The sequence below is a fragment of the Lentibacillus halodurans genome (assembly GCF_900112045.1).
GTDB classification, from domain to species: domain Bacteria; phylum Bacillota; class Bacilli; order Bacillales; family Amphibacillaceae; genus Lentibacillus; species Lentibacillus halodurans.
In genome coordinates, this window is the sequence record NZ_FOJW01000007.1 from 130444 (window position 1) to 155738 (window position 25295).

A 25295-nucleotide genomic window follows, 5' to 3' on the forward strand; every position below is an offset into this window, starting at 1 on the left:
AAGGATAACTTTTTGAACCACTCTTCATAAAAATAAGGAGGACGATGAACATGTCAAAAGTACTCTACGAAAAGGATATTCAAAAAGAGGTATTACAGGCGAAAAAGATTGCGGTTGTCGGCTATGGCTCACAGGGTCATGCACACGCACTCAATCTAAGGGAAAGCGGCTATGACGTCGTAGTCGGCCTGAGACCGGGAAAGTCACAGCAAAAAGCAGAAGAAGATGGTTTTGATGTCGTCCCGGTTGCTGAAGCGGTAACGAAGGCGGATGTTGTGATGGTGCTGCTTCCGGACGAACATCAGACAGTGGTTTATGAGGAAAGCATCAAACCGCATCTTGAGCCGGGCAATGCGATTGCGTTTGCCCACGGATTCAACGTTCATTTTTCCCAAATCGTTCCCCCGCGTGATGTTGATGTGTTCCTGGTTGCACCAAAAGGACCTGGCCATCTGGTGCGGCGCACATTTGAAGACGGTGGCGGTGTTCCGTCACTATACGGGGTATTCCAGGACGTTACCGGTAACGCCAAGGAATTGGCACTTGCTTATGCACAGGGGATCGGTTCAGCCAGGGCTGGTGTTCTGGAAACGAGCTTCCAGGAAGAAACAGAAACTGATCTGTTCGGTGAGCAGGCGGTGTTGTGCGGCGGGCTGACCAGTTTGGTGAAAGCGGGATTCGAAACATTAACAGACGCAGGGTATCAGCCGGAAGTCGCTTACTTTGAATGTCTCCATGAAATGAAATTGATTGTTGACCTGATGTATGAAGGCGGACTCGAAAATGTACGCTATTCGATTTCCGATACCGCTCAATGGGGTGATTTCGTTTCCGGCAAGCGCGTCGTCAATGATGAAACGAAAGCTCGGATGAAAGAGATTTTGCGTGATGTTCAGTCGGGTGAGTTTGCTAAAGGATGGATCCTTGAAAACCAGGCAAACCGGCCACAATTCAATGCGATCAATGCCAAAGAAAATAATCATCCAATTGAACAGGTTGGAAGGGAACTGCGTGAGTTAATGCCTTTTGTCAAACAGCCATTGCAAGGAAAACAAAATGATGAACAAAAGGATGTGAAGGCACATGTCCCAAATTAAAATGTTTGATACGACGCTGAGAGACGGCGAGCAATCCCCTGGTGTCAATCTGAATAAAAAGGAAAAACTTGAGATTGCCAAACAGCTGGAACGGTTAGGTATGGACCGGATGGAGGCAGGATTCCCCGCTTCCTCCCAGGGTGATTTTGAAGCAGTCGAAGCAATTGCAAAAACGATTAAAAACACATCTGTCACTGGGCTGGCCAGAACCACGAAAGCAGATGTCGATACAGCCTGGAAAGCCCTTAAATATGCTGAAGAACCACGTCTGCATCTGTTTCTGGCAACATCGCCGATTCACATGACCTATAAATTGAAACAGACACCTGAGCAGGTGATAGATAACGCTGTCAGTATGGTTCGTTATGCACGGGAGAAGTTTCCACAAGTGGAATGGTCGGCTGAAGATGCCTCCAGATCAGACTTGAACTTTTTGGCTCAGATCATTGAAAAAGTTATTGATGCCGGCGCAACCGTCATTAATCTTCCTGATACCGTCGGCTACACGACACCGGCTGAATATGGTGAGATGTTCCGATTCATCAGAGAAACGGTTCCTAATATTGATCAGGTTGAGCTTTCGTGTCACTGTCATAATGATTTGGGAATGGCCGTTGCTAATTCAATTACCGCTGTTGAAAATGGGGCCACACAGGTGGAAGGAACAATCAATGGCATCGGAGAACGCGCCGGTAATGCATCACTTGAAGAAGTGGCTGTGGCATTGCACGTCCGCTCCGACCACTATCCGTACAGCACCAGCCTGAAAATGGATGAAACAAAACGTACGAGTGACCTGATTGCGAAGCTGACCGGTATGTATGTGCAAGCAAACAAAGCTGTCGTCGGTCGCAATGCTTTTCAGCATGAAGCAGGCATTCATCAGGACGGTGTCTTAAAAAATAAAGAAACCTATGAAATTATGACACCTGAAATGGTTGGTGTCACAGCCAACACTTTATTCCTCGGAAAACATTCTGGACGCCATGCCTTCAAGGATAGAGTCAGCGAACTTGGTGTCGATCTTTCAGATGATAAATTGAAAGAGGCATTTGTGAAGTTCAAACAGCTGACCGATCATAAAAAAGAAGTGACTGATGATGATCTTTATACAATCCTGATGGAAATTCAGACAGACACAGCTGCGGTCAATCAATATCAATTGGAAATGTTCCAGGTGCAATACGGAACGTCCAATATTCCGACAGCTACAGTCTCGCTGACAGCACCGGATGGTAAAACTGTTCAGACAGCTTGCACGGGGAACGGTAGTGTTGAAGCGTTGTATAAGACATTGGACACATTGGTTAAGGAAGAATTGCAATTGACCGATTACCAGCTCAATTCGGTGGGCCGCGGCAAGGATGCGCTTGCTGAATCCCACGTGCAGCTGATTGTCAATGGAATGACGATGAATGGAAGAGGCACTGCCCAGGATGTTCTGGAAGCTTCAGTCAATGCATTTCTGAATGCGGTCAATCGCTATATCATTCATCAGAATACGTCGAAAGATGAACCAGTCGTTAATAAATAAAATCGATTAATTAATGAAATATGTTGCTTCAAGTGATTAACTGCGGCAGAGAAAAACTTCACGAAAGAACCACTAAATAGAGGAGGGAAAATGAATGAATAAGCACATTATTCTGCTTCCGGGTGATGGTGTCGGGAAAGAGATTATGGCATCGGCGAAACATGTGCTGAACGCAACTGCAAGCGAATTTGGCCATAGCTTTACTCTGCAGCAGCAAGCAATCGGGGGTTCAGCCATTGATCAGTACGATACGCCATTGCCGGAAGCTACCATTAAAGCGTGTGGGGAGGCAGATGCCATTTTACTTGGTGCTGTAGGCGGTGAAAAGTGGGATTCACTTCCAGCAGCAAAACGACCTGAAAAAGGCTTGCTGGGTATCCGTAAAGCGCTAGGACTGTTTGCCAATTTGCGGCCAGTCAAAGGATTTCCCTCATTGCTGCATGCTTCCCCTCTGAAGGAGCATATAATCGATGGCAGTGATATCCTGATTATCCGTGAACTGACGGGCGGACTGTATTTTGGCACACCAAGTGAACGGCGTGATCATGGGAATGCTGTTGTTGACACACTGCATTACCATCGGGACGAAATCGAACGAATTGTTGATAAGGCATTTCAAAGTGCCCGTTTGCGGCATCATCATCTGACATCCGTTGACAAGGCGAATGTTTTGGAATCGAGCCGGCTTTGGCGTGAGGTCGTCGATGATAAAAGCAAAGAATATCCCGATGTTGCAGTGGAGCATTTATTGGTTGATGCTGCAGCAATGAAACTGATTACCCAGCCTGATCAATTTGATGTGATGGTTACAGAGAATATGTTTGGAGATATTTTAAGTGACGAGGCTTCGGTCTTAACCGGATCATTGGGGATGCTGCCTTCTGCAAGTGTGCGGTCAGATGGTGTTGGCTTGTATGAACCGGTACACGGGTCAGCTCCGGATATTGCCGGGAAAGGAGTTGCCAATCCATTGGGCATGATTCTTTCAGTGGCATTGATGTTCCGCCACTCGTTCCAAATGGAAACAGAGGCTGCAGCTATTGAACGGGCGGTTCATGAATGTTTGGCACAAGGGTATTATACAGCTGATCTTGATATGAAAGACGGCGAGTCGGTAAGCACCGGTCAAATGACAGAAGCTGTAGTGGAAAATCTGACGGTCAAAAGTGTCTCAGACAGTATTTGCAGTATGTATGTGTGAGAAGTGGAGGTGACGAAATGGGAAAACCTGAAACGATTATAGAGAAGATATGGAAGAAACATGTGGTGCATGAAGAAGCAGGTAAACCGGACTTAATGTATATCGATCTGCATCTGGTGCATGAGGTGACGTCCCCGCAGGCGTTTGAGGGGTTGCGTTTGAGTAATCGAAAGGTACGACGGCCAGATTTGACGTTTGCGACAATGGATCATAACGTTCCGACCAAAAACAGGGATGTCATCGATGATCAAATTTCCAAAAAACAAATGGGAACGTTGAAGAAAAACTGCAAGGACTTTGGTATTACATTGGCTGATATGTTTCATCCAGATCAAGGGATTGTGCACGTGATCGGTCCTCAGCTTGGACTGACACAGCCGGGTAAAACGATTGTATGCGGTGACAGTCATACGTCTACCCACGGAGCATTCGGCGCCTTGGCGTTTGGTATTGGCACCAGTGAGGTGGAGCATGTGCTGGCAACCCAGACGTTATGGCAACAACCGCCGAAAACGTTGAATGTCCATGTGGAGGGCGATCTCGGATCAGGGGTCACCGCGAAGGATTTAATCCTGGCGATCATCTCTAAATTTGGCGTGCGGTTTGGTACCGGATATGTGATGGAATATACGGGTGAAGCAATCCGGAATTTATCGATGGAAGGCCGTATGACTATCTGCAATATGTCGATTGAAGCCGGTGCCAGGGCAGGACTTATTAGCCCGGATGAGACAACGGTGGAATTTCTTCGGGATAAACCGAATGTGCTACAGGGAAATGCATTTGAAGAAAAAGCAGCGGAATGGCTTGCTCTGGCAACAGATGAAGGTGCTGAATACGATGAGACGGTTACAATCAAAGCAGAGGAAATCGAACCGCAAGTATCTTGGGGAACGAACCCTGGCATGTGTGTACCGGTCAGCGGAAGTACACCGGATGTGAGTCAATCTGATGATTCGGATAGCGTAGTACGCGCCCTGGATTATATGGGTCTTGATGAAAATCAGCCGATCACATCAATTGCGATTGATCATGTGTTTATCGGTTCCTGCACAAATTCCCGTATCACTGACTTGCGTAAAGCGGCTGCGATTGTTGAAGGGCATCGAGTAAATGAAGCTGTCAGAGCCATTGTGGTGCCGGGATCATTTGGGACAAAGCTTCAGGCTGAAAAGGAAGGTCTTGATATCATTTTTAAGCAAGCTGGCTTCGAATGGCGTGAAGCAGGATGCAGTATGTGTCTGGCGATGAATGATGATGTTGTTCCGCCGGGCGGTCGCTGTGCATCCACCTCCAACCGGAATTTTGAAGGGAGACAGGGAAATGGCGCCCGCACGCATTTGGTAAGTCCGGAAATGGCGGCAGCGGCAGCAATTGAAGGTCATTTTGTCGATGTCCGGAAGTTTGCAGCAGGTGTCTATTCTGCATAACAGGACTCATTGATTGAAATTTTATGAATGATAAGAAGGGAGGCGTCAGTCATGGAAGCGATTCGGAAACATGAAGGAGTGGCTGTTCCGTTAAATCGGGCAAATGTCGACACGGATCAGATTATTCCGAAACAGTTTTTGAAACGGATTGAACGGAGCGGTTTTGGCCAATTTCTTTTCTATAATTGGCGTTTTGATGATGACGGGAATCAGCGTGACGAATTTGTCCTGAATAAGCCGGCATATCAGAATAGCACAATTCTGCTGGCTGGAGAAAACTTCGGCTGCGGTTCATCGAGAGAACATGCGCCATGGTCGCTTCTGGACTATGGATTCCGCGTGATTATTGCCCCAAGTTTCGCAGATATTTTTTACAATAATGCCTTAAAAAATGGCATTATTCCCGTACAGATGGATGAGGAGCAGGTTCATCAGTGGATGAAACAGGCGGAAAAGCAGGAATTGGTGTTATCGGTCGATTTGGAAAAGCAGGTCATTCGCGGCAACGGCAGTGAAGTGCCTTTTGATATTCCAGCGTACCATAAGGAAAACTTGCTGCACGGACTGGATGATATTGCCCTCACATTGCAGCATGAAGATAAAATTACTGCGTTTGAGGGTGCCAGATAAGCTTAATGAGTGACGACAGTTATTATAATGAAGGAGAGTGGAAGAGTTGGGAATTGCTTAACAGGTGACTTAGTGGCTGCGGCAAGAGATCGTTTGGCAACAGTCACTCACCGTACACCCGTCATGAGGTCTGCAACAACCGATGCGTTAGTCGGAAAACATGTCTATTTTAAAATGGAAAACCAGCAGAAAACTGGGGCATTCAAATTCAGGGGTGCGAGTTTTAAACTGATGCAGCTGTCGGATGAACAATTGAAAAAAGGTGTCATTGCCGCTTCTGCCGGCAATCATGCACAAGGAGTGGCGAATGCGGCCGCAAAATTGAACGTCCGGGCGACCATTTTCATGCCAGAAAAAACACCGGCAGCCAAAGTGAACGCAACACGTGCTTATGGCGCAGAGGTAGTCCTGACTGGTGAGTCGTTCCAGGAAGCATATGATGCCTCGATGAAACGGCAAATGCAGACAGGGGCAGAATATATCCATCCGTTTGACGATTATGATGTGATGGCAGGCCAAGGCACGATTGCAACGGAAATGCTGCAGCAGGAAGACCGGATTGATACGATTGTGGTTCCTGTTGGGGGTGGCGGGCTGATCAGCGGGATTGCCACAGCTGCCAAGCATGTGAGCCGGCGCGTTAAGGTGATTGGCGTTCAGTCGGCGGGAGCATCTGCCATATATCAAAGCTATTATCAAAATCGGATCAAGCATCTTGATCGTGTATCAACCATTGCTGAGGGAATAGCCGTCAAACAGCCTGGGGAGCATACGTTACCGCTGATTAATAAATATGTAGATGATATGGTCACGGTAACTGATGAGGAAATTGCTTCAGCTATTATCTACATGCTTGAACGAAACAAAACATTGCTAGAAGGAGCAGGTGCTGCGGCATTAGCTGCATTGTTCGCCCATGGAAGCCGCATGAAATCGGATCACTGCGGTATCATTGTCAGTGGCGGCAACATGGATATCAGTACACTGCCGATGATCCAGCAACTTGCAAAAAAGCTGCATTACTCGGCATGTATCATCTAGAAAGATAGATTCGAATGGATTGGAAACCTGCACAGAACCAATGAGAGAAGTGCAGGTTTTCTTATGGCTGTTTTTGACAGATTTTCGCAATTACAGAAGGTCATCTTTATTGTATTTTCCATGAATATATTTCATACTAGTATTATAGTAGAAACTCGACAAGGAGGATTTTTCATGCAACGTTTAATGTGCAAGGGAAAGATACATAGGGCGAGGGTTACGGAAGCTGAGCTTGACTATATCGGCAGTGTAACGATTGATGAAAAACTGATGAAAGAAGCAAATATTAAACCATACGAAATGGTGCAGATTGCTAACTTAAAAAATGCGGCCAGATGGAAAACGTATGCTATTCCGGCACCGGAGGGCTCAAACCGGATTTGTCTGAACGGCCCGCCGGCAAATATTTTTTCACCGGGCGATCTTGTTATTATTTTAAGCATGGGACTCATCACTGATGATGAAATAGAAGATCTTCAGCCGCGTGTCGTCTTTGTTGATGAAAATATCGAGATTACCAGTGTAGAAGAACACGATTTACATTGGCCTGAAGGGGTTAAACAATAAATGAAGTGGATCCAACTGGTGATATGTCTGGTTGGATTCATTTTTGGCAGAAAGAAAAGTTTCTGCATAAGGGCTGCTAGGCTTGGTGTTTTAAAGCAACGAAATTCTAAACGCTTATTTGCCGGAGATAAAAGCACTCTACCATAAATTATCGGAGGAAAAATAAAATGTTCGGACTACTGAAACAAGATATGGAATGAATTGTTCAGGCAATCAAAAGCTTTCGAGAAATTGACAGTGCCATTATATACGGAAGCCGTGCTTTAGGCACTTATAAGAAAGGTTCTGACATAGATCTTGTCATTAAAGGTGTACAAGCAAACCGCGATACAGTGGCACGATTAAGCGAATCATTAAACGAAAAGTATCCGCTTCCTTATTTTTTTGACATTGTGCATTATGATTCCATAATGAATGAAAAATTGACAGAGCACATTGACCATAATGGCGTCAAAATCTATGAAAAAGAAGCAGCACTGCACAGAAATCCGCAAAAGTATTATACTGCTTCAGACGACTAACCTCTTGTTTGTCCCCAGTTTATCGCAATATTTTAATCCCTGTTTCAATTACAATCGAATTCTGAAGCTAAAAAGGGGGCATGAGAACAGAAAAAAATGTATGCTCCTTTTTTGCCGTTTCTTTCGATTGCAGTGATGAGCCACCTATTTGTTTGTTGGAGTTTACGACGAAAATGATATCGAAACAATTTGAAAGTTTGGTATTTATTGAAAATAACTGTTGATTATTAAGTGTAAAAGAGCATATAATAAACTCAATCGGCAACGTATATGAAGTGATTTTCTATAATATATGAAACTATTTTGAAAGCGTTGTCACCATGAATAGAAAGGAGAGGGGATACGGAATGCAAAAGAGGCATATGACAGGAATCATTTCGTCATTGTTTGCGTTGACTTTGTTACTCGCTGCATGTGGCGACGGCGGGTCTAATGTCGCAATCGGTCCACCTGCGAGTGAGACAAACTCTGCGTCCCAATTGATTCTTGATGCTTACGGTATCAGTGAGGATGATTACAGTCAGTATCAGGAGGGTTTTGGTGATGCGGCTGATGGCGTCCAGGATGGCAATATCGATGTATCGATCGGTATTTTGGGCATGCCGGCCGGAAGTATTGAAAGTTTGCATGCTTCCAGCGGTGATGTCAAACTGCTCGGGTTGTCGGATGATGCTGTTGCTCAAATTGAGGAAAACAGCGGTTACAACCAATTTACCATTCCGGCAGGCACGTATGATTTTCAGGATTCGGATGTGAATACGGTCGCGGCACGGGCTGTATTAATGGGCAGCATGAAAACGATTGATGAGGAGCTTGGCTATCAGCTGGCAAAAATCATGATTGAAAATGCCGATGAAAATACACATGCTCAGTCCGAACAAATGACCCTTGAAAATGCACTGGATGGATCTGAAGGTTTGCCGATCCATCCCGGAGCAAAACGCTATTATGAAGAACAGGGATTAACGGTCGACAATGAAGTTGCCGAAATATCAGCAGATGAGTCCAGCCGCAAAAGTGAGCTCGTGCTGGGAACGGGCAGTCAGGGGGGCACGTATTACCCACTCGGTGGTGAGATGGCAAATGTCTGGAATAATCATTTGGACGATGTGAATGTTACGAATACAGAAACAGGTGCATCTGTTGAGAATTTATCCAGTATTCGTGACGGCAGCATGGATCTTGGCATGACTGTCAATGTGCCGGCGCTTGATGCCATGAATGGTGAAGGCGATTTTGAAGACGCCCAGGTTGACAATGCTGCTTTTATTGGTCATATTTACCCGGAAATTGTTCAGATCATAACACGTGATGCAACAGGCATTGAAAGTATTGAGGATATAAAATAATGTAAGACAGCTTTACAACTCTGTGGTGCCAACCACCACGTATCCAGCAAGTAAACGGCAATGGAGATGATGGCAATAAAAGGACTTTCATCTCCTTCTTTGAAATTCTCAACAAGATGGTGATGATATGAGCAATCAACCAAATAATCAGACCAAGAATATTTTGGAGAAATATGATCGAGAAAGTCAATCCCGTATTCATCTCGGAAAGTGGATTTGGGTGGTAACGTTTTTGGGGGTCGGGTTAACCCTTTTCCACTTATATACCGGGTATTTTGGTACGCTGCCATCACAGCAACAGGGGGCTATTCATTTAGGGACAGCATTGGGCATTGTTTTCTTGCTATTCCCGGCGAAAAAGGGGTTGCAGAAAAAGCAAAAAAACGTTCCGTGGTATGATGTGATACTGGCGTTTATGGCGATGTATGTCACCTATCATAAAATTATCTTTTTTGAGTCCATTTTGCAGAGCAGGATTTCCGGCTACAGCCTCCTCGATATTGTAATTGCAATCATCGGTGTATTACTTGTTCTGGAAGCAACACGGAGAACAGTCGGCCTTCCAATTGTCATTGTGGCGAGTATCACCCTGTTATACGCGGTGTTTGGAAACTACATTCCGACCGACATTTTATCCCACCCTGGTTTTTCTGTTGATGCAGTGGCAACTGATTTATGGTTTCAGGAGAGTGGTGTATTCGGTACGCCCATTCAGATTTCCTCGAAATTTATTTATCTATTCCTGTTTTTTGGTGTATTGCTGATTCATACGAATATCGGTAAAATTTTTAACGACATGGCGTTCGCGCTTACCGGAAAGTATACAGGTGGAACAGCTAAGGCAGCGGTTGCGGCTAGCGGGATGCAGGGGATGGTATCGGGAAGTTCGGTTGGCAATACCGTTGCATCCGGTTCGTTTACGATTCCGATGATGAAAAAAGCAGGATTCAAACCGGAATTTTCCGCTGCTACGGAAGCCTCAGCCTCTACAGGCGGTCAAATAATGCCACCGTTAATGGGAGCGGCGGCATTCATTATGATGGAATATTTAGGTGTACCATATTCAACCATTATGATGGCTGCGGCGATACCGGCAGTATTGTATTTTACTGGTATCTTTATCGGGACACATTTTGAAGCCAAAAAACTCGGCATACTTGGACTGCCTAAATCGGAACTGCCGGTGTTCAGGACATTATTTTTAACATACGGTTATTTATTGCTTCCATTGTTTCTGATTATCGGAACTATTTTAATCGGATTTACGCCTCAACGTGCAGCATTGTTTGGTGTTGTGTCTGCTTTTTTGGTCAGTTTTATTCGCAAGGAAACCCGCATGTCTTTACGCCAGATTATTCATGTTCTGGAGCAGGGAGCAAGAGTGGCGCTTCCGGTTATTGCAGCGGTGGCCACAGCAGGAATCATTGCCGGGATCATCAGCATTACCGGTCTTGGCTCCAAATTTGCGGCAGGGATCATTGCTTTATCAGGTGGCTTTCTCGTGTTGGCACTGATTTTTACCATGATTGCCTGTATTATACTTGGCATGGGGCTGCCGACAACAGCTAATTATGTTGTGACAGCAACAGTAGCAGCTCCCGCACTGATCAATGAGTTCGGAATTGAACCGATTGCTGCCCATATGTTTGTTTTCTATTTTGGCATTGTTGCCGATATTACCCCGCCTGTCTGTCTGGCTGCATATGCCGGTGCAGGTATTGCCAAGGCTAACCCGTTCAAGTCAGGGATAACGGCTGTCAAATTGGCAATTGCTGCGTTTATCATACCATATATTATCGTCTATAATCCGATTCTTGTACTCGTGGACGTGACTGCGGTGAACATTGTGCTGGCGATCATTACGGCTGTTGTTGGAATGATGGGGGTCAGCAGTGCGATGATCGGCTATTTTATCAGGTCATCACGACTGTGGGAGCGTTTGGCGTTGTTTGCAGGTGGATTATGCCTGATACTCCCTGAATTTATAACGAACTTGATTGGAATAGGGCTTATGGCAACTGTGTGGTTCCTTCAAAAGCAAAGAAAAGATGATGACGTGGGTCGTTTACGGGCGGCGGAAGCATAAGATTTATGGAGATCAAACAAAGATTCACTGGATTAGGTCCGGCAATCACGTACAGGGGATTCGTCATGAAGATGGTTGCACATCACCATGTTAAAAGGGGTATTCGGATTATCGTGTGGAAAACATAAATTATATTCCGTTAAACGAATGGAGAGGTTAGTAAAATAGTTGTCTAAAATAGGTTAAATTACTCTAATAATATTTTATATAGTTTAAGGAATTTGATGGATTGGAAGGAGAGTATTCTTTATCCTTTGGAGGTAGATAACGTCTATACAAGATGTATTATAAAGCGATTAACTATTCTGGTTAACCGCTTTTTGTGATATTTTTTCATCATTTTCAAATTATATTAAATGACCAAAGTATTGTTTCCTATTTTACTTCAAGGTCTCAACTAGTGCATCTAAACTATCCCACGTTTGCGTAATGCCTTCCAGCAATCCCATGTCCAAAACAGCTTGAAGAGAATCTGCTGAATCGAATTCAGAACGGCTGACCAATTTTGTTTGACTACCCAAATCGATGAATTCCATCGTGACCTCTGGAGAAGGCATAGACTCATTGATATTGCCTTCCGCGTCCGAGAAATAGTCGTTATAGACCATCTTTTCTGGCTCAATAATTTCTTTATAAATGGTTTTGTTCCAAGATTCCATTCCATATTCTTCTTGATTCCTATCAACACATTTCATGCAGTAGTGCCATACGCCTCCCGGACGAAAGTCCATGTTGCAAACGGGTAGTTCCCAACCATCCGTACTCCACCAGCGCTTTAAGTGTTTTGGTTCCTTAAACAATTGAAATAATTGATCACGTGGCATATCATAAACTCGTTCTAAAACAATAAACCTTTCATTCTCTACTCTTGAAACCATTTTGTTATTTGGCATAATTTTTCCTCCTTATTTTTCATTCGTCTCTTTTCTTTTGTTTTGGAATTCTTGTACATAATCGTCCAAGCTGTCGAATCTCCTTTCCATATCCTTTTTAAAGGAAGTCGCCCAATATTCTAATGCCTGGAAGGGCTCAGGTCGCAGCTTGTAATATCGACGATTAGCTTCTGGCTTCACTTCTACAATTCCATTGTTACTTAGCACTTTTAAATGCTTTGATGCATGTGGCTGGCTCAGTCCCAGCCGATTAGCAATTTCTCCCACGGTTAGAGGACCATTGCTTAACAGTTCAACGATAGCCATCCGATTTGGTTCAACTAATGCACCCAGCATAGCAACATCCATACCAGAATTTTTACCTGACATGTCGCTCACCTCATTAAATAAATATCTATTTTTATCATCGCATCCCCTTTCTGATAGATGACATATTCATGTGATTCGAATATAACTTAATTGAAATATAACATATATAGAATATAACTGTAAAGTTATATTATGGACTAAATTCATTCTTAAGAAACTATACACTAATGTTGTTATAATCTATACTATAAACCAGTGTTGCAGATGAAATAGGAGTTAATGAAAAGACTGTACGAAATATCTTTAATGACTACGTTACAGAACTTGAAGCACAAACAGATTTCAGAACTCCCAAATGGCTTGGTATTGAAGAAGTCCATTTGCTGAAAAACTATCGTTGCGTCATCACAGATGTTGAAAATAAGTCCGTAATTGACATTTTACGAAAACGAAATAAAGATACGGTTATCAGTTACCTATCAAAATTTCAGGACATTGATAAAAATCGAACTTGTACCAATGGATATGTGGAATCCTTATAAAAGTGCAGTTAGTACAGTGATACCACATGCCAAAATCGTAATCGACAAGTTTCATGTGGTTAAATTAGCCAATGAAGCGTTAGAAAAAATACGAAAGGCTAACCGACAAAATGTGTCAGCCAAAGAACGTAGACAACTTATGAGGGATCGTTATGTGCTACTTACAAGACGAAAAGACCTTAACGACTTCGATGATCAAATAAAGTTGCAAATATGGACTGATAATTTCCCATTACTTGGTCAAGCCTACGAACTTAAAGAGCAATTCTTTGAGATATATGAAGCTAAATCGATTAATGAAGCCTATAAACTTTATCAAAGCTGGCTATCAAATGTACCTAAAGAATTATTGCCTTATTTTGCGGATCTGATAAAAGCAATGAATAATTAGGAAGAAGAAATATTCAATCGTTTAATTAAGACAATCGTGGCTACTCTTTGAAGCCCTCAGAGCAAAAATTTTATTTACACAAGGCTATCGTAAAGTAAAAAAGAAATTCCCAGAAGTTGAAGTTACTTTCGGAAAAATGTTACCTGATCACTTCCCAAATTGGGCACAAACTGGTTATGAATGGGTGTATGAGGAAATCTATGGGGTTGATTTTTCCACACTGATAAAGGTTATGGAAGAGGGTACCTTTTAACCCTCTTTCCACACTATTTTCCGATTACATGTTAAAAGAGCAGCTCACTTTATGTGACCTGCTCCTTATCATTATAAGAATGTCCCTTCAAAAATGGATTCCTTCAGTGGACGGCGGTCAGATGGCTGCTCACGTGGCTGAAGGTCTTCATCGAGCGCTTCTTTCTCACCTTTATATCCGACGGCAACGAGTGCCTGAATATCAAAGTCATCCGGGATGTTTAATATCTCCCGCGCCTGATCCCGATGAAAACCGCCCATCGGATGGGTCACCAGTCCTTGGCGCGCTGCCTCCAGTGAGAGATAGCCCCAGGCAGCCCCTGCATCAAAAGCATGGGTATTGTCTTGTTTATCTGAAATGATTAATGCTAAGACGGGTGCCTTTTCACACCATTTACGGTTTCCTTCTTTAATAAAAGAATAAAATTTTTCCCGATCTTCATTTGTACGGGCAATGATGAAACGCCATGGCTGGAGATTCATGGCAGACGGTGCCCAGCGTGCCGCTTCAAATATACGCACAAGTACATCTTCCGGAATATCCTTTTCCAAAAAGGAACGTGGTGACCATCGATGTAAGAAGACGGGATCGATATCATGATCGGTATGTCGAAATTGCTTTATTTCCGGTTTAATCATGTTCTTACCTCCAAATGAGAATTTTCAATGTGACTTATTATAGTGAAGGAGCGTTATAAAATCAAGCTATATACCTGATGAGAAGTCCTGTTGATACCTAATGGCTAAAGAGCCAAAAAAAGACCGGAATCGCTCCGGCCTGTTTTGGGAAATGATATGATGGAGCATATCGGGCTCGAACCGATGACCTTCGCGCTGCCAGCACGACGCTCTCCCGACTGAGCTAATGCCCCATTTGAATCCGATATTCATTATAGACATTTTTTGAGTAATTTTCAAGAGGGAATTTTAAATATATATGGGTATGGATCGACTCCTCTAACTGTACGTGTGAAGGGGTTTACAATATTAACGAGCGTGAGAGAATATCAAACGAAAACACCATCCAAGAATACAAATATCAGCAGGTGACGCAAATTAACCGATAGCGAAAACATATTAAGCAGCAAAAAGAATATCAGCTTTTGTGCGTATGGGATAAATATTACCCGGGAAATATTTTGTCAAAAGAAGTCAAAAGACCATTTTTAGAGCGAAGACTTTGTAAAAGTGATTACATTCATACAGGAAAGCGTAAAATTGACTAAATTCGTGTGTGTTGTAAAGCGTTTCACAGAACAAATCAATTAGAAAGCACATGAAGGCAGTATGGTTACGATACAAATAAAAATTGACGAGATTTGTTTTGTATAACGTTATTGTTGTGCTACGATATATTATATCTGTTTTTTATGGACTTTACAGGATTAGTAAAGGTTCACTAAAATCCTATTTTAATTGAGGTGAACACCCTTCTAATATTCTCACTAAATTTTCCACATAACGAATTACAATCCACTTTAATAAGGAGATTCAATTACATATGGCATGGTATTTATCTTATATTGTGATTTACTTTGTTTTAATGTTTGCAATGGGAACGTATTATTTCTTTAAGATTAAGACGTATGATGATTATTTGATTGGAAGCTGGAATACTGGATTCTGGCCAATCGTTGGCACGATTATTAGTACGTGGTGTGGTGCTGCAGTGTTTATCGGATGGGTCGGCATGGGGTTTACGGTCGGTCTTTCCGGGTTTTTTAAATTCGCACTGCCGGGAATTTTTTTCTCGCTGTTGCTAATTGTCGGGTTTGCCGGTCCACTCAGAAGACAACGCTTATATACGCTGGCAGATTTATTTGGCGAACGGTTTGGCGGTAAATCGGGTGTTTTGCCATCTATTCTTTCTGCGTTTATCTATTCAGTGCCGACACTTGCGTTGCAGATGGTTGGTATGTCAACAATTTTCACAATTACGCTGGGAATTGACACTAATGTCGGGATTACACTGTCATTTGTGCTGATACTTAGTTTCACGATTTTGGGCGGCTTGCCGGCTACAATTATTACCGATGCAATTCAATCGATAATTGTGATTATCGGTATTGTTGTGCTATTCGTTGCAAGTATCGTATATGCAGGAGGATTTGAAGAGATTTTTGCGAATACGTCTGTTGAATATATCAGTCCGCTCGGGCCTGAAGGGTTAAGTGAAATTTTGTTATATGCATTATCTGTGGCACCATTCTACATGGTGTGGCAGTCAACCTGGCAGCGGATTTTTGCATCTGAAAGTGAAGAAGTGGCAAAAAAAGCGGGGGTGACCGGATTTCTGATTGCCGGTGCGGTTTCGATTTTGCCATTTTCAATTGGTGTCATTGCCCGGCAGTATGTTCCATTGGATATAGATGCGGATTTATTGTTTTCGTACGTAACAGCGGAGTTATTGCCGCCTGCTGTTGGCGGAATTGTCTTTATCGGGCTGGTGGCTGCGCTGATGACTGGTGCGACATCGTTCATCCTGCAGGGAAGTTCCAATTTGACACGTGATTTGTACCAGCGTGTGATGAAACCCGGTGCCTCCAATAAACAGCTGATGGTGACCTCGCGATTGACGGTCGTACTCATTAGTTTATTAGGCCTGTTGGTTGCTTACTTTGTAACGGATATTGAAACCGCGTATCAATGGGCATTAAGGCTGTCGGCGACTGTTTTGTTATTCCCGTTTCTTGCTGTCATGTTTTGGAAGCGGGTGACCAAATCAGGTATGATCTGGAGTATGGTTCTGGCGGCGATTGCAACATTATGCTGGCCATTTCTTGATCTGAATATCGATCATACGATTTTTGGTTTCTCCGTATCAATCGTCAGCTTAGCTGTGATCAGTCTGCTGACACAGCATGAAAATACTGAACAAGTCAGAGCTGTCTATTGGCAGGATCTTGATTCAGCAAAAAAAACAGATTAAACTTAAGAACATTTAAAGGAGTCTTTTAAGGTGAGCAAACATGACTTGCTGATTAAAAATGCGAATATATTAACGATGGATGAGAATAACAGCCGGGCAGGATCTGTGGCAGTGTCGGACGGCTTGATAACAAAGGTATGGCCTGAATCTGAACCGCTGGATGCTGATATGAATCTGTCTTCCGATGCCTGGGTTCTGGATCTGGATGGAGCTACACTGATTCCCGGATTTATTGATACACACAATCATCTGCTCATGTACGCCATGTTCCGGCAGCAAGTTAATTGCAGTACAAAGAAAAATATCCCGGAAATCCTTACCGAAGTAAAAAAACAGGCTGCCTGCACTGATAATGCTGAGTGGGTGATGGGCTGGGGCTATGATAATACTATGCTGGATGAAAACAGGCACCCAACGCGTAAAGAGCTGGATTCGGTTGTACCTGACAAACCGGTATTTCTGCGGCATAGTTCATCCCATTTCGGCGTTGCCAACTCCAAAGCGCTGGAGATGGCAGGCATCGGTGAAGATATTGAAAACCCTGAAGGCGGACGTTTTGGACGAGACGAGGATAGAGGTCTTGATGGTGTATTGTACGAGCTTCCGGCACTAAATCTGGTACAGGAGCACATTCCCACCCCGACAACAGAAGCGATTGCTTCCTTTATCGGTGAGGCAGCCGAAGAATATTTAGCCCACGGTATTACGACAAATTCAGATGCCGGTGTTGGGCTGGATTATGGCATGAAGGAATACGAAGCGCATCTTTTATCTCTGCGTCAAGGGAAGAACCCGATCCGCATGCGGCTGCTTCTGCTTCACCATCTGTTAAATGAGCATGGGGAATTTCAGGATTTCACTGCAGAAGAGATGGACGCAGAAATTCAAAGACAGTCGGCAGGGCGTGCTGTGCTGGATAGTGCCAAATTGTTTCAGGATGGTTCAATCCAGGGCATTACGGCTGCACTCAGGGAGCCCTATTATAATGAACCAGGTACCGTCGGAGAACTCTTGCATGATCAGGCGGCATTTAATGCGGAGGTGCTGGATCTTCACAAACGAGGTTTTCGGGTTACGATTCACGGAAACGGAGATCGGGCCATTGAGTCGATTTTGGATGCATATGAACATGCGTTGAGCATTGAACCACGATCAGATCACCGGCACCGGATTGAGCATGTGCAGACAGCATTGCCGGAGGATCTTGACAGAATGCAGCAACTGGATGTGGCGGGATCATTTTTCATTAATCATGTTTATTACTGGGGTGACCGGCATAAACGTCTATTTCTGGGTCCGGATCGGGCGAGCCGTATCAATCCATTGGCCGACGCTTCAGCTCGGCATATGTTGTATACCTTACATTCCGATTGCCCGATTACACCGATTTCGCCGTTGTTTTCGATTTGGGCTGCCGTTAATCGCCGTACAAGAGAAGGCGACATACTGGGTGAAGAACAGTGCATCAGTGTGGAAAAAGCACTTCGGACGATGACAATTGACGGAGCAAGACTGAATTTCCAGGAAAATGAAACAGGCAGTATTGAAGCGGGAAAGCTTGCGGATTTTGCCGTGCTGGATGCTGATCCGACAACCATTTATCCGATAAACATTAAGGATATTCAGGTGCTGATAACGCTGATTGGCGGGGAAGTGGTTTTTCGGAAAGAAAGCAGATAAGCGGGTCAGGGATTTTGTATCCCTGCCTTTTTTTATTCTATTGATTGAAATTTTCAAAATAAATGATTCTGATGTGTGGTAGAATGATATTATAACAATGGCTATGGAGGGTTCATTTATGACAGATTCTTTTCCTGTTATGGAAAAAGCGGCGGAATTCTATTATTCCGGAAACAAAACTGGAGTGCTTGTGATTCACGGATTTACTGGAACGACACAGAGTATGTATTATCTTGGTGAGCAGTTGGCTAACGAGGGTTTTACCGTATTGGGTCCACGATTGAAAGGACATGGAACTGACCCCGAGAATATGGAACTAGCCACCTATCAGGATTGGATTGAAACAGTGGAAAATGGACTGGAAAAATTGCAGGCCATCTGTGATGATGTGTTTGTGGCAGGATTGTCCATGGGTGGAACACTGACGCTTTATCTAGCGGAAACACATCCCAGCATAAAAGGGATTATGCCCATTAATGCCGCCACGCATATGCCTGATTTGATTGAGAGCTATGAGTCCCTGAAAAACTCAGATATCCGATTTGTGGAAGGTATCGGGTCCGATATTAAACAGGAAGGGATCGAGGAACTGGCCTATAGCAAGACGCCGGTTAAATCGATGCGGGAAATTATGGTGTTGTCTGAGATTGTGCGCCATAATCTGGCAAGCGTGAAAGCACCTGCTATGATATTTTCTTCTGCTGTTGATCATGTCGTTCCCCCGGAGAATTCACGGGAAATCTATGAATCCATCTCCTCAGGCATCCGGGAATTTATCATGCTGGAAAACAGTTATCATGTCGCAACGCTGGACAATGATAAGGACCTGATTGCGAAGAAGTGTTCGGAATTTATCAGGAAATGGGAAGATTAGACTTCGATCATCGTTTATTTGCGTTCTAGTTTTAATAAGACAGAATATTGCATTTGATCTTTTATATTTTCAGAAAAAGTTAATTTTCTTTAATAAAGGTATTGTAACGAACTTAAGTTTATTATAATATATACGTATGGAAACGATTACAGATAATTAACCTCCTTAAGGTGCTTTCAATCTTTTTTTAAAAAATGTGTAAACGTTTACAGGTAAGGTGAGAGATTAAAATGAAGAATGTAACAATAAGAGATATTGCAAATGAGTTGGGTATTTCAATTGCAACGGTATCCAGAGTGTTGAATGATAGTGGATATGCCAGCAAAGAGGTAAAAGAACAAGTATTCAGTATGGCAGAGAAGCTTAGATACCAGCCAAACGCAGTTGCGAGGAGTCTGAAAAATCATCGTACAAACACAATAGGGATTATTATTCCTGATATTTCGAATCCATACTTTATGACGATCTCTAAAGGGATTGAAGATTCAGTACGGGAATATGGCTACCATCTAATTTTTATGAGTGGGAATGAGAATCCAGTAAAAGAAAAAAAGATGTTGCAAGTTCTTATAGAAAAAAGGGTAGATGCACTCGTATTAGCAACGTCTGGAAAAAATGAGGATGTGATTAGAAATATTAAGGAAAGTGGCGTTCCTATTGTTTTGATTGACAGAAAACTTCGTGAAGATTCCCTTGGTTTGGACTTAGTTGTAGAGGATAACATTAAAGGTGCTTATGATCTAACGAATTATCTCTTAGAGCGTGGCCACCATAGAATTGGGGTTATTAACGGGTCATTAGAAGTCAGCACGGGCTTTGAACGTTATGAAGGATTTCGAAAAGCTATACATGAAAAAGGTTTAGAAGCAAATCCTGAGTTGATATTTAATGGCAATTTTACAAAAGAAGATGGTATCAATGCTGTTGACTATTTTTTGAACCTTCAAAATAAACCAAGTGCTATTCTGTCTTTCAATAACACGATGGCCTTTGGTGCTATTATTCAATTAACAAAAAACGGATATTCAGTTCCGCATGATATGGTTGTTGCATCATTTGGTGAAGTGGAAGCTGCGCAGATCTTAAAGCCATCTAGCATAATCACAATTAAGCAATCTCCTTATGAAATGGGTCTCCGAGCAGGAGAAATTCTTTTGGAACACCTGTTAGATAATGCAAAAGAACTTGGTAAAACCATATTTGATCCGCATTTAAGTATAAGTGAGTAAACCTAGGTTTACTATATAAAATCATTTAAAAAGGAGGGAGAACATGGGAATATTAGATCGTATTAATAGAGTGATAGAAATAGAAGCCACATCTATTACGGAACTTTCCAAACAAATTGGTCCTGATTATGAATTGGCTGTCAATATGATAAATGACTGCAGTGGGAAAGTTGTGGTTACCGGAGTAGGTAAATCAGGGCATGCCGGAAAGAAAATAGCTGCTACTTTAGCAAGCACTGGAACACCAGCTTTTTTTGTACACAGCACTGAAGGAATCCACGGTGATTTAGGGATGATTCAAAAAGAAGACATCGTAATCATGATATCCAATAGTGGTGAAACTTCAGAGGTGATAAGTCTATTGCCTTCCTTAATTAAGATCGGCTCAAGAAATATTGCAATTACATCCAAGAAAAATTCAACGTTGGCTGATGCTTGCGACATTGCACTCACTTATCAATATGAAAGTGAAGCTGATCACCTTGGATTGGCGCCTACAACAAGCTCGACGATCGCATTGGTTATTGGAGATGTATTAGCGGCTAGTCTTTCCGAATTGAAAAACTTTAGTAAAGACGATTTTCATGTTTATCATCCAGGTGGTAGTTTGGGAGAACAATTATCCAGAAAATCACAATAAAGGAAGTAGATCGAGTGGGAATATTAGTTATTGGTAGTTTTATGATGGATTTAGTAGTCGTTACTCCACGTGCTCCGGAAAATGGAGAAACTATAATAGGGTCGAAATTTTCAAGATTTCCGGGCGGAAAGGGCGCTAATCAAGCTGTATCAGCATCAAGACTGGGCGGAAGTGTCACAATGGCTGGAAAGATAGGCAAGGATCAATTCGGTAATGAAGCCATAAGAACATTACAGGATGAACAAATTAATACGAAATATATCAAAAGAGATTCACAAAAAGCTACAGGTATCGGTGTGGTTACGATAGAAGAAAACGGACATAATCGGATCATTGTCGTACCTGGTGCTAATTTAGACTATGATACAGAAAATTTAAGGGAAATCGAAGCTCTCATCAAAAAAACTGACATTTTAGTCATACAGCTGGAAATGGATTTAAACATGATTGAGCAAGCTGTAATGCTAGCTTCCAAACATATGATACCAATTATTTTGAATCCGGCTCCTGCACAAAAATTAAGCGATCATATGTTGAATCATATAACGTATCTTACGCCAAATGAGACAGAAGCCGAAATACTGACCGGTATCAGCATAACGACTAGGGAAGACGCAAAGGATGCTGCTGAAATGCTTTTAGATAAAGGGGTAAAGAACGTTATTCTCACCCTTGCTGAAGAAGGTGCATTAATTGTGAATAAATATGGGAAACAGATGATTCCAGGATTCACTGTAGGGTCCGTTGATTCAGTTGCAGCTGGAGATGCCTTCAATGGTGCCTTAGCTGTCGGGATCACAGAAGGAAAACCTTTAAACGAAGTAGTGCGATATGCCAATGCTGTTGGTGCATTAACAGTGACAAAAGAAGGAGCTATTCCATCATTGCCGACGTCAGAGGATGTTATGAATTTTATACTGAAGCTGAAAGGCCACGATAGCAGGTAATGCAACGAGGGTTTTTTTCACAATTTATGAAAACGTTTACTTATTAACATTAGATTTTTACAAAAATGAGGAGAGGTTAGAAAATGAATATTCTGAAAATTATGATAGGTTCTGGCTTTGTAATGGTTTTACTGTTCATGTCTGGATGTTCCTCTGAATCTTCAGGTGAGTCCGAAGAGGTCGTAAATTTAACTTTTTGGGATTTTCATTCAGATAATGATCAAGAATTTTTCGAAGGCCTGGTTGATGAGTATAACGATATGCAGGATGATGTGAAAATTGAGTATTCAACGACAAATAACCTTACAGATTACTCTAATACAAAATTGCCTGTTGCCTTTGCAAATAATGAAGGCCCTGACATTTTTATGACTAGTCCAGGTGATTTCCAAAAGTATGCAGATGCTGGGGTTATGGCGGATTTAACACCATATTTTGAGGATGGGATCAAAGAGGATTTTCTTCCATCGGCATTAGAGGCTGTAACGGTCGATGATAAGATACTTGCGCTTCCATTTGAACTGGAGCTGCTTGGCCTGTATTACAATAAAACAATGCTGGATGAAGCAAATGTTGAGGTTCCAGAAACATGGGATGAGTTACTGGAAGCAGCTAAAAAACTTACAACGGATGAAGTTTCTGGTATTGCACTTCCTACTGATAAAGGTTCCTATCTTAACTTCGTCTGGTATCCTTTCTTATGGCAGAATGGCGGATCTGTGTTAAGCGAAGATGGTAAAGAATCTACTTTTAATACACCTGAAGTAGCAGAAGCGTTAGAGATGTGGGGTTCGTTTTTCCAGGAAGGTGCTGCCCCATCAAAATTACAAATAGACCCGACAGATATTGGAAACCTGGGCAGTGGATCGGCAGCCATGCAAATTGTTGGCACATGGGCTATTCCAATGCTTGAAAATGAATATGGTGATGGTGACGAATATGGTTTGACACCAATTCCTATTCCTGCAGGTGGAGAATCGGCAACTGCTGCTGGAGGCTGGAAACTTGCCGTTAATTCGAACAGTGAACATATTGAGGAAGCAGCTGAATTTGTTATGTGGGCACTGGCTGATGATAAGGAGCGCCCATTAGAATATGTTACGGAAACAAAGTTCGCATATTCGCCACGTGAATCTGTTGTAGAAGAGGGCGAAGAAATTTATGACAAAGGACTCCGCGAAGTATTCACCGAAGAAATCTATGATTCTGCAATTCCAGAGCCCGAGTTTGGTCCTGAAATTGTGGATGCAGTAGGTGAAGCATTACAAAATGTCATGTTTAGTGGCATGAGTGGTGAAGAAGCAGCAGAAATCGCGCATGAAAAAATCCAGGCTGTGCTTGACAGCAAATAATGAGGTTGCCGATAGTTAAATGTCCGTTTACTATCGGCTGCCATTTAAAACCTCGAAACCACTTGGAGGAATTGGTTATGAAGCTCATTAGCAGAAATAGAAAGAAATGGAATGAAACATTGACAGCATACGGGTTCTTACTTCCAAATTTAGTGGGATTAACTTTATTTATTTTTGTTCCAATGGTCTATGCATTCTATGTGAGTCTACATGAATGGAATGCGTTGAGTCCCAAAGTGTTTATTGGTCTGGAAAACTATAAAGAGCTCGCAGCTGATGGGCGCTGGTGGGCATCCGTTGGCAGAACATTTATTTTTACATTTATTTATGTACCCGCCCTATATTGTTTAGCATTATTTTTTGCAGTCATTTTAAACGGTTTAAAGCAAAAATATCAAAGTATTGCACGGACGATGTTTCTTTTTCCATTTGCCATTACATCTGTCATTTCAGCTGTTGTTTGGATGTTCTTGTATGACCCTAGGAATGGTTTTATCAATCAAGTGTTAAATGCTTTCGGACTGCCTAGTTTAGAATTTCTAGGTTCAACAGATCTGGCGCTGGTGTCCATTGTTGTTGTTTTTCTTTGGATAAACCTAGGGTACAATATGATCATTTTTATGGCGTCTATTAAAGAAATACCACAAGATTATTATGAAGCGGCCAGAATTGATGGTGCAACACCGTGGAAATCCTTTCGATTTATAACGTTTCCATTACTGAAGGGGACAAGCACATTTATCCTAATTGTAACGACAATCGCTTCATTCACCGTGTTTGATCAGATCATGGTTATGACAAATGGCGGTCCGGCAAGTTCTACTGAAGTTAGTGTAATTTATATTTACAAGCAAGGATTCGAATTTCTAAATATGGGATATGCCTCAGCCTTGGCTGTCGTTTTATTCCTGATCATTTTTGTTCTTTCTCTTGCACAGTTAAGGCTTTATACGGGGAAAAAGGAGGGCTGAACAATGAAATTGCGAAAAACGACTTTGACGATTTTTGCAATTATATGCGGACTATTCATGATTGCTCCCATCTACTTTATGATGATAGGTGCATTTCGGACCCCTGAAACAGTTTTTGATTTGAGTCTGTTAATAAAAGAATTTACGTTTGAAAACATGAAAGCTGTTTTTGATGAGACGAATATTTTGCGGGCAATTTGGAATTCACTATTTGTTTCAACGACTGTAACGGCCGTGGCCATGATTTTTCATGCCATGTCAGGCTATGCACTAGCTCGGTTGAGATTTCCTGCAAAGTCTTTTGTGTTTGCTTGGATTATCAGCACGTTAATGGTACCGTTCACAGTCATCATGATACCACTTTATATGGTTACACAAGGGCTGGGGATGGCAAATTCGTATTTGGGTCTGATTATACCAATGATATTCAATGCTTATGGGATATTTTTATTCCGACAGTTTTATTTGGAGTTTCCAACGGAACTTGAAGAAGCGGCATATGTAGAAGGCTTATCAATTGCCGGCACCTTTTTCCGGCTTGTTCTTCCTCTTTCAAAGCCTATTATTGTTCCATTAACGATCGGTTTTTTCACAGCTAACTGGAACAATTATTTATGGCCATTGATTATTAATCAGAGAGAAGAGTTAAATGTGGTTCAGATAGAGCTGGCAAATGTTGTTGGCGGTGGGTATGAAACACCTTGGAGTATCGTACTGGCTGCTGCTCTTATTTCGGCTCTTCCGACATTTGTACTTTTTTTCCTGGTTCAGAAGCAATTGGTTGAAGGTGTAAAGACAACAGGCATTAAATAGTTAATCAAATGATAAAA

Annotated in this window: 23 protein-coding genes and 1 tRNA gene; 20 read left to right on the forward strand and 4 right to left on the reverse strand. The window is 42.5% G+C overall.

Annotated features, from left to right (window positions below):
* Positions 1-50: 50 nt before the first annotated feature.
* The 10 genes from ilvC (at position 51) to BM195_RS10120 (ending at position 11456) form a co-directional block, all read left to right on the forward strand.
* Complete coding sequence (gene ilvC, locus BM195_RS10075) at positions 51-1097, forward strand: ketol-acid reductoisomerase (protein ID WP_090237365.1); 1047 nt, start codon at positions 51-53, stop codon at positions 1095-1097.
* Positions 1084-2631 (forward strand): 2-isopropylmalate synthase, encoded by a 1548-nt coding sequence (locus BM195_RS10080; RefSeq protein ID WP_090237368.1) that lies wholly within the window; start codon positions 1084-1086, stop codon positions 2629-2631. Before ilvC ends, BM195_RS10080 begins: the two co-directional genes overlap by 14 nt.
* Positions 2632-2725: 94 nt before the next feature.
* The gene (leuB, locus tag BM195_RS10085) at positions 2726-3832 is read left to right on the forward strand and encodes a 3-isopropylmalate dehydrogenase (protein ID WP_090237371.1); all 1107 of its coding nucleotides are present in this window, start codon (positions 2726-2728) and stop codon (positions 3830-3832) included.
* A 17-nt stretch (positions 3833-3849) separates the two neighbouring features.
* Positions 3850-5262: a 3-isopropylmalate dehydratase large subunit gene (leuC, locus tag BM195_RS10090; RefSeq protein WP_090237374.1), complete on the forward strand. Its 1413-nt coding sequence runs from the start codon at positions 3850-3852 to the stop codon at positions 5260-5262.
* Between the two features lie 51 nt (positions 5263-5313).
* Positions 5314-5892 (forward strand): 3-isopropylmalate dehydratase small subunit, encoded by a 579-nt coding sequence (gene leuD, locus BM195_RS10095; RefSeq protein WP_090237376.1) that lies wholly within the window; start codon positions 5314-5316, stop codon positions 5890-5892.
* Between the two features lie 27 nt (positions 5893-5919).
* A complete protein-coding gene (ilvA, locus tag BM195_RS10100) occupies positions 5920-6933 on the forward strand; it encodes a threonine ammonia-lyase (protein WP_090237379.1) in 1014 nt (337 codons plus the stop codon).
* A 174-nt stretch (positions 6934-7107) separates the two neighbouring features.
* Positions 7108-7500: an aspartate 1-decarboxylase gene (gene panD / locus BM195_RS10105; RefSeq protein WP_090237382.1), complete on the forward strand. Its 393-nt coding sequence runs from the start codon at positions 7108-7110 to the stop codon at positions 7498-7500.
* A 212-nt stretch (positions 7501-7712) separates the two neighbouring features.
* Complete coding sequence (locus BM195_RS10110) at positions 7713-8021, forward strand: nucleotidyltransferase family protein (protein WP_280141262.1); 309 nt, start codon at positions 7713-7715, stop codon at positions 8019-8021.
* 347 nt (positions 8022-8368) lie between these two features.
* Positions 8369-9370, forward strand: coding sequence for a TAXI family TRAP transporter solute-binding subunit (locus BM195_RS10115; protein ID WP_090237385.1), 1002 nt, complete (start codon positions 8369-8371; stop codon positions 9368-9370).
* A gap of 127 nt (positions 9371-9497) precedes the next feature.
* Positions 9498-11456, forward strand: a complete 1959-nt coding sequence (locus BM195_RS10120) for a TRAP transporter permease (RefSeq protein WP_090237388.1) — start codon at positions 9498-9500, stop codon at positions 11454-11456.
* 380 nt (positions 11457-11836) lie between these two features.
* Here BM195_RS10120 and BM195_RS10125 read toward each other — a convergent pair whose 3' ends face one another.
* Positions 11837-12349: an SRPBCC domain-containing protein gene (locus BM195_RS10125; protein ID WP_090237391.1), complete on the reverse strand. Its 513-nt coding sequence runs from the start codon at positions 12347-12349 to the stop codon at positions 11837-11839.
* Positions 12350-12361: 12 nt separating this feature from the next.
* Complete coding sequence (locus BM195_RS10130; protein WP_090237393.1) at positions 12362-12718, reverse strand: ArsR/SmtB family transcription factor; 357 nt, start codon at positions 12716-12718, stop codon at positions 12362-12364.
* A 372-nt stretch (positions 12719-13090) separates the two neighbouring features.
* Between BM195_RS10130 and BM195_RS10135 the strand changes: the two genes are divergently transcribed.
* Positions 13091-13591, forward strand: a complete 501-nt coding sequence (locus tag BM195_RS10135; RefSeq protein WP_090237396.1) for a transposase — start codon at positions 13091-13093, stop codon at positions 13589-13591.
* A 324-nt stretch (positions 13592-13915) separates the two neighbouring features.
* Here BM195_RS10135 and BM195_RS10140 read toward each other — a convergent pair whose 3' ends face one another.
* Both BM195_RS10140 and BM195_RS10145 read right to left on the reverse strand, forming a co-directional pair.
* Positions 13916-14482 (reverse strand): nitroreductase family protein, encoded by a 567-nt coding sequence (locus BM195_RS10140; protein ID WP_090237400.1) that lies wholly within the window; start codon positions 14480-14482, stop codon positions 13916-13918.
* 160 nt (positions 14483-14642) lie between these two features.
* Positions 14643-14715: transfer RNA gene (locus BM195_RS10145), tRNA-Ala, on the reverse strand.
* A gap of 629 nt (positions 14716-15344) precedes the next feature.
* On the opposite strand from BM195_RS10145, the gene BM195_RS10150 reads away from it, so the two are divergent.
* From BM195_RS10150 to BM195_RS10190, 9 genes are all read left to right on the forward strand, one after another.
* The gene (locus tag BM195_RS10150) at positions 15345-16772 is read left to right on the forward strand and encodes a sodium:solute symporter family protein (RefSeq protein ID WP_090237401.1); all 1428 of its coding nucleotides are present in this window, start codon (positions 15345-15347) and stop codon (positions 16770-16772) included.
* Between the two features lie 30 nt (positions 16773-16802).
* Positions 16803-18452 (forward strand): amidohydrolase, encoded by a 1650-nt coding sequence (locus BM195_RS10155; RefSeq protein WP_244535727.1) that lies wholly within the window; start codon positions 16803-16805, stop codon positions 18450-18452.
* Between the two features lie 118 nt (positions 18453-18570).
* Positions 18571-19326 (forward strand): alpha/beta hydrolase, encoded by a 756-nt coding sequence (locus tag BM195_RS10160; protein WP_090237403.1) that lies wholly within the window; start codon positions 18571-18573, stop codon positions 19324-19326.
* A gap of 230 nt (positions 19327-19556) precedes the next feature.
* The gene (locus BM195_RS10165; RefSeq protein ID WP_090237407.1) at positions 19557-20555 is read left to right on the forward strand and encodes a LacI family DNA-binding transcriptional regulator; all 999 of its coding nucleotides are present in this window, start codon (positions 19557-19559) and stop codon (positions 20553-20555) included.
* A 43-nt stretch (positions 20556-20598) separates the two neighbouring features.
* Positions 20599-21195: a KpsF/GutQ family sugar-phosphate isomerase gene (locus BM195_RS10170; RefSeq protein WP_090237411.1), complete on the forward strand. Its 597-nt coding sequence runs from the start codon at positions 20599-20601 to the stop codon at positions 21193-21195.
* 14 nt (positions 21196-21209) lie between these two features.
* Complete coding sequence (gene rbsK / locus BM195_RS10175; protein ID WP_090237413.1) at positions 21210-22142, forward strand: ribokinase; 933 nt, start codon at positions 21210-21212, stop codon at positions 22140-22142.
* Between the two features lie 83 nt (positions 22143-22225).
* A complete protein-coding gene (locus BM195_RS10180; RefSeq protein ID WP_090237415.1) occupies positions 22226-23494 on the forward strand; it encodes an ABC transporter substrate-binding protein in 1269 nt (422 codons plus the stop codon).
* 77 nt (positions 23495-23571) lie between these two features.
* A complete protein-coding gene (locus BM195_RS10185) occupies positions 23572-24465 on the forward strand; it encodes a carbohydrate ABC transporter permease (protein ID WP_170848223.1) in 894 nt (297 codons plus the stop codon).
* 3 nt (positions 24466-24468) lie between these two features.
* On the forward strand, positions 24469-25278 hold the full coding sequence (locus tag BM195_RS10190) for a carbohydrate ABC transporter permease (protein WP_090237417.1): 810 nt from the start codon (positions 24469-24471) through the stop codon (positions 25276-25278).
* Positions 25279-25295: the final 17 nt, after the last annotated feature.

Coding starts and splice junctions, on each gene's coding strand:
- BM195_RS10130 (WP_090237393.1), bottom strand. CDS start 12,718: ATGTCAGGTAAAAATTCTGGTATGGATGTTGCTATGCTGGGTGCATTA.
- BM195_RS10180 (WP_090237415.1), top strand. CDS start 22,226: ATGAATATTCTGAAAATTATGATAGGTTCTGGCTTTGTAATGGTTTTA.
- ilvC (WP_090237365.1), top strand. CDS start 51: ATGTCAAAAGTACTCTACGAAAAGGATATTCAAAAAGAGGTATTACAG.
- panD (WP_090237382.1), top strand. CDS start 7,108: ATGCAACGTTTAATGTGCAAGGGAAAGATACATAGGGCGAGGGTTACG.
- BM195_RS10080 (WP_090237368.1), top strand. CDS start 1,084: ATGTCCCAAATTAAAATGTTTGATACGACGCTGAGAGACGGCGAGCAA.
- BM195_RS10170 (WP_090237411.1), top strand. CDS start 20,599: ATGGGAATATTAGATCGTATTAATAGAGTGATAGAAATAGAAGCCACA.
- BM195_RS10120 (WP_090237388.1), top strand. CDS start 9,498: ATGAGCAATCAACCAAATAATCAGACCAAGAATATTTTGGAGAAATAT.
- BM195_RS10150 (WP_090237401.1), top strand. CDS start 15,345: ATGGCATGGTATTTATCTTATATTGTGATTTACTTTGTTTTAATGTTT.
- BM195_RS10140 (WP_090237400.1), bottom strand. CDS start 14,482: ATGATTAAACCGGAAATAAAGCAATTTCGACATACCGATCATGATATC.
- BM195_RS10115 (WP_090237385.1), top strand. CDS start 8,369: ATGCAAAAGAGGCATATGACAGGAATCATTTCGTCATTGTTTGCGTTG.
- leuB (WP_090237371.1), top strand. CDS start 2,726: ATGAATAAGCACATTATTCTGCTTCCGGGTGATGGTGTCGGGAAAGAG.
- leuD (WP_090237376.1), top strand. CDS start 5,314: ATGGAAGCGATTCGGAAACATGAAGGAGTGGCTGTTCCGTTAAATCGG.
- BM195_RS10160 (WP_090237403.1), top strand. CDS start 18,571: ATGACAGATTCTTTTCCTGTTATGGAAAAAGCGGCGGAATTCTATTAT.
- ilvA (WP_090237379.1), top strand. CDS start 5,920: ATGAAGGAGAGTGGAAGAGTTGGGAATTGCTTAACAGGTGACTTAGTG.
- BM195_RS10190 (WP_090237417.1), top strand. CDS start 24,469: ATGAAATTGCGAAAAACGACTTTGACGATTTTTGCAATTATATGCGGA.
- BM195_RS10185 (WP_170848223.1), top strand. CDS start 23,572: ATGAAGCTCATTAGCAGAAATAGAAAGAAATGGAATGAAACATTGACA.
- leuC (WP_090237374.1), top strand. CDS start 3,850: ATGGGAAAACCTGAAACGATTATAGAGAAGATATGGAAGAAACATGTG.
- BM195_RS10165 (WP_090237407.1), top strand. CDS start 19,557: ATGAAGAATGTAACAATAAGAGATATTGCAAATGAGTTGGGTATTTCA.
- BM195_RS10125 (WP_090237391.1), bottom strand. CDS start 12,349: ATGCCAAATAACAAAATGGTTTCAAGAGTAGAGAATGAAAGGTTTATT.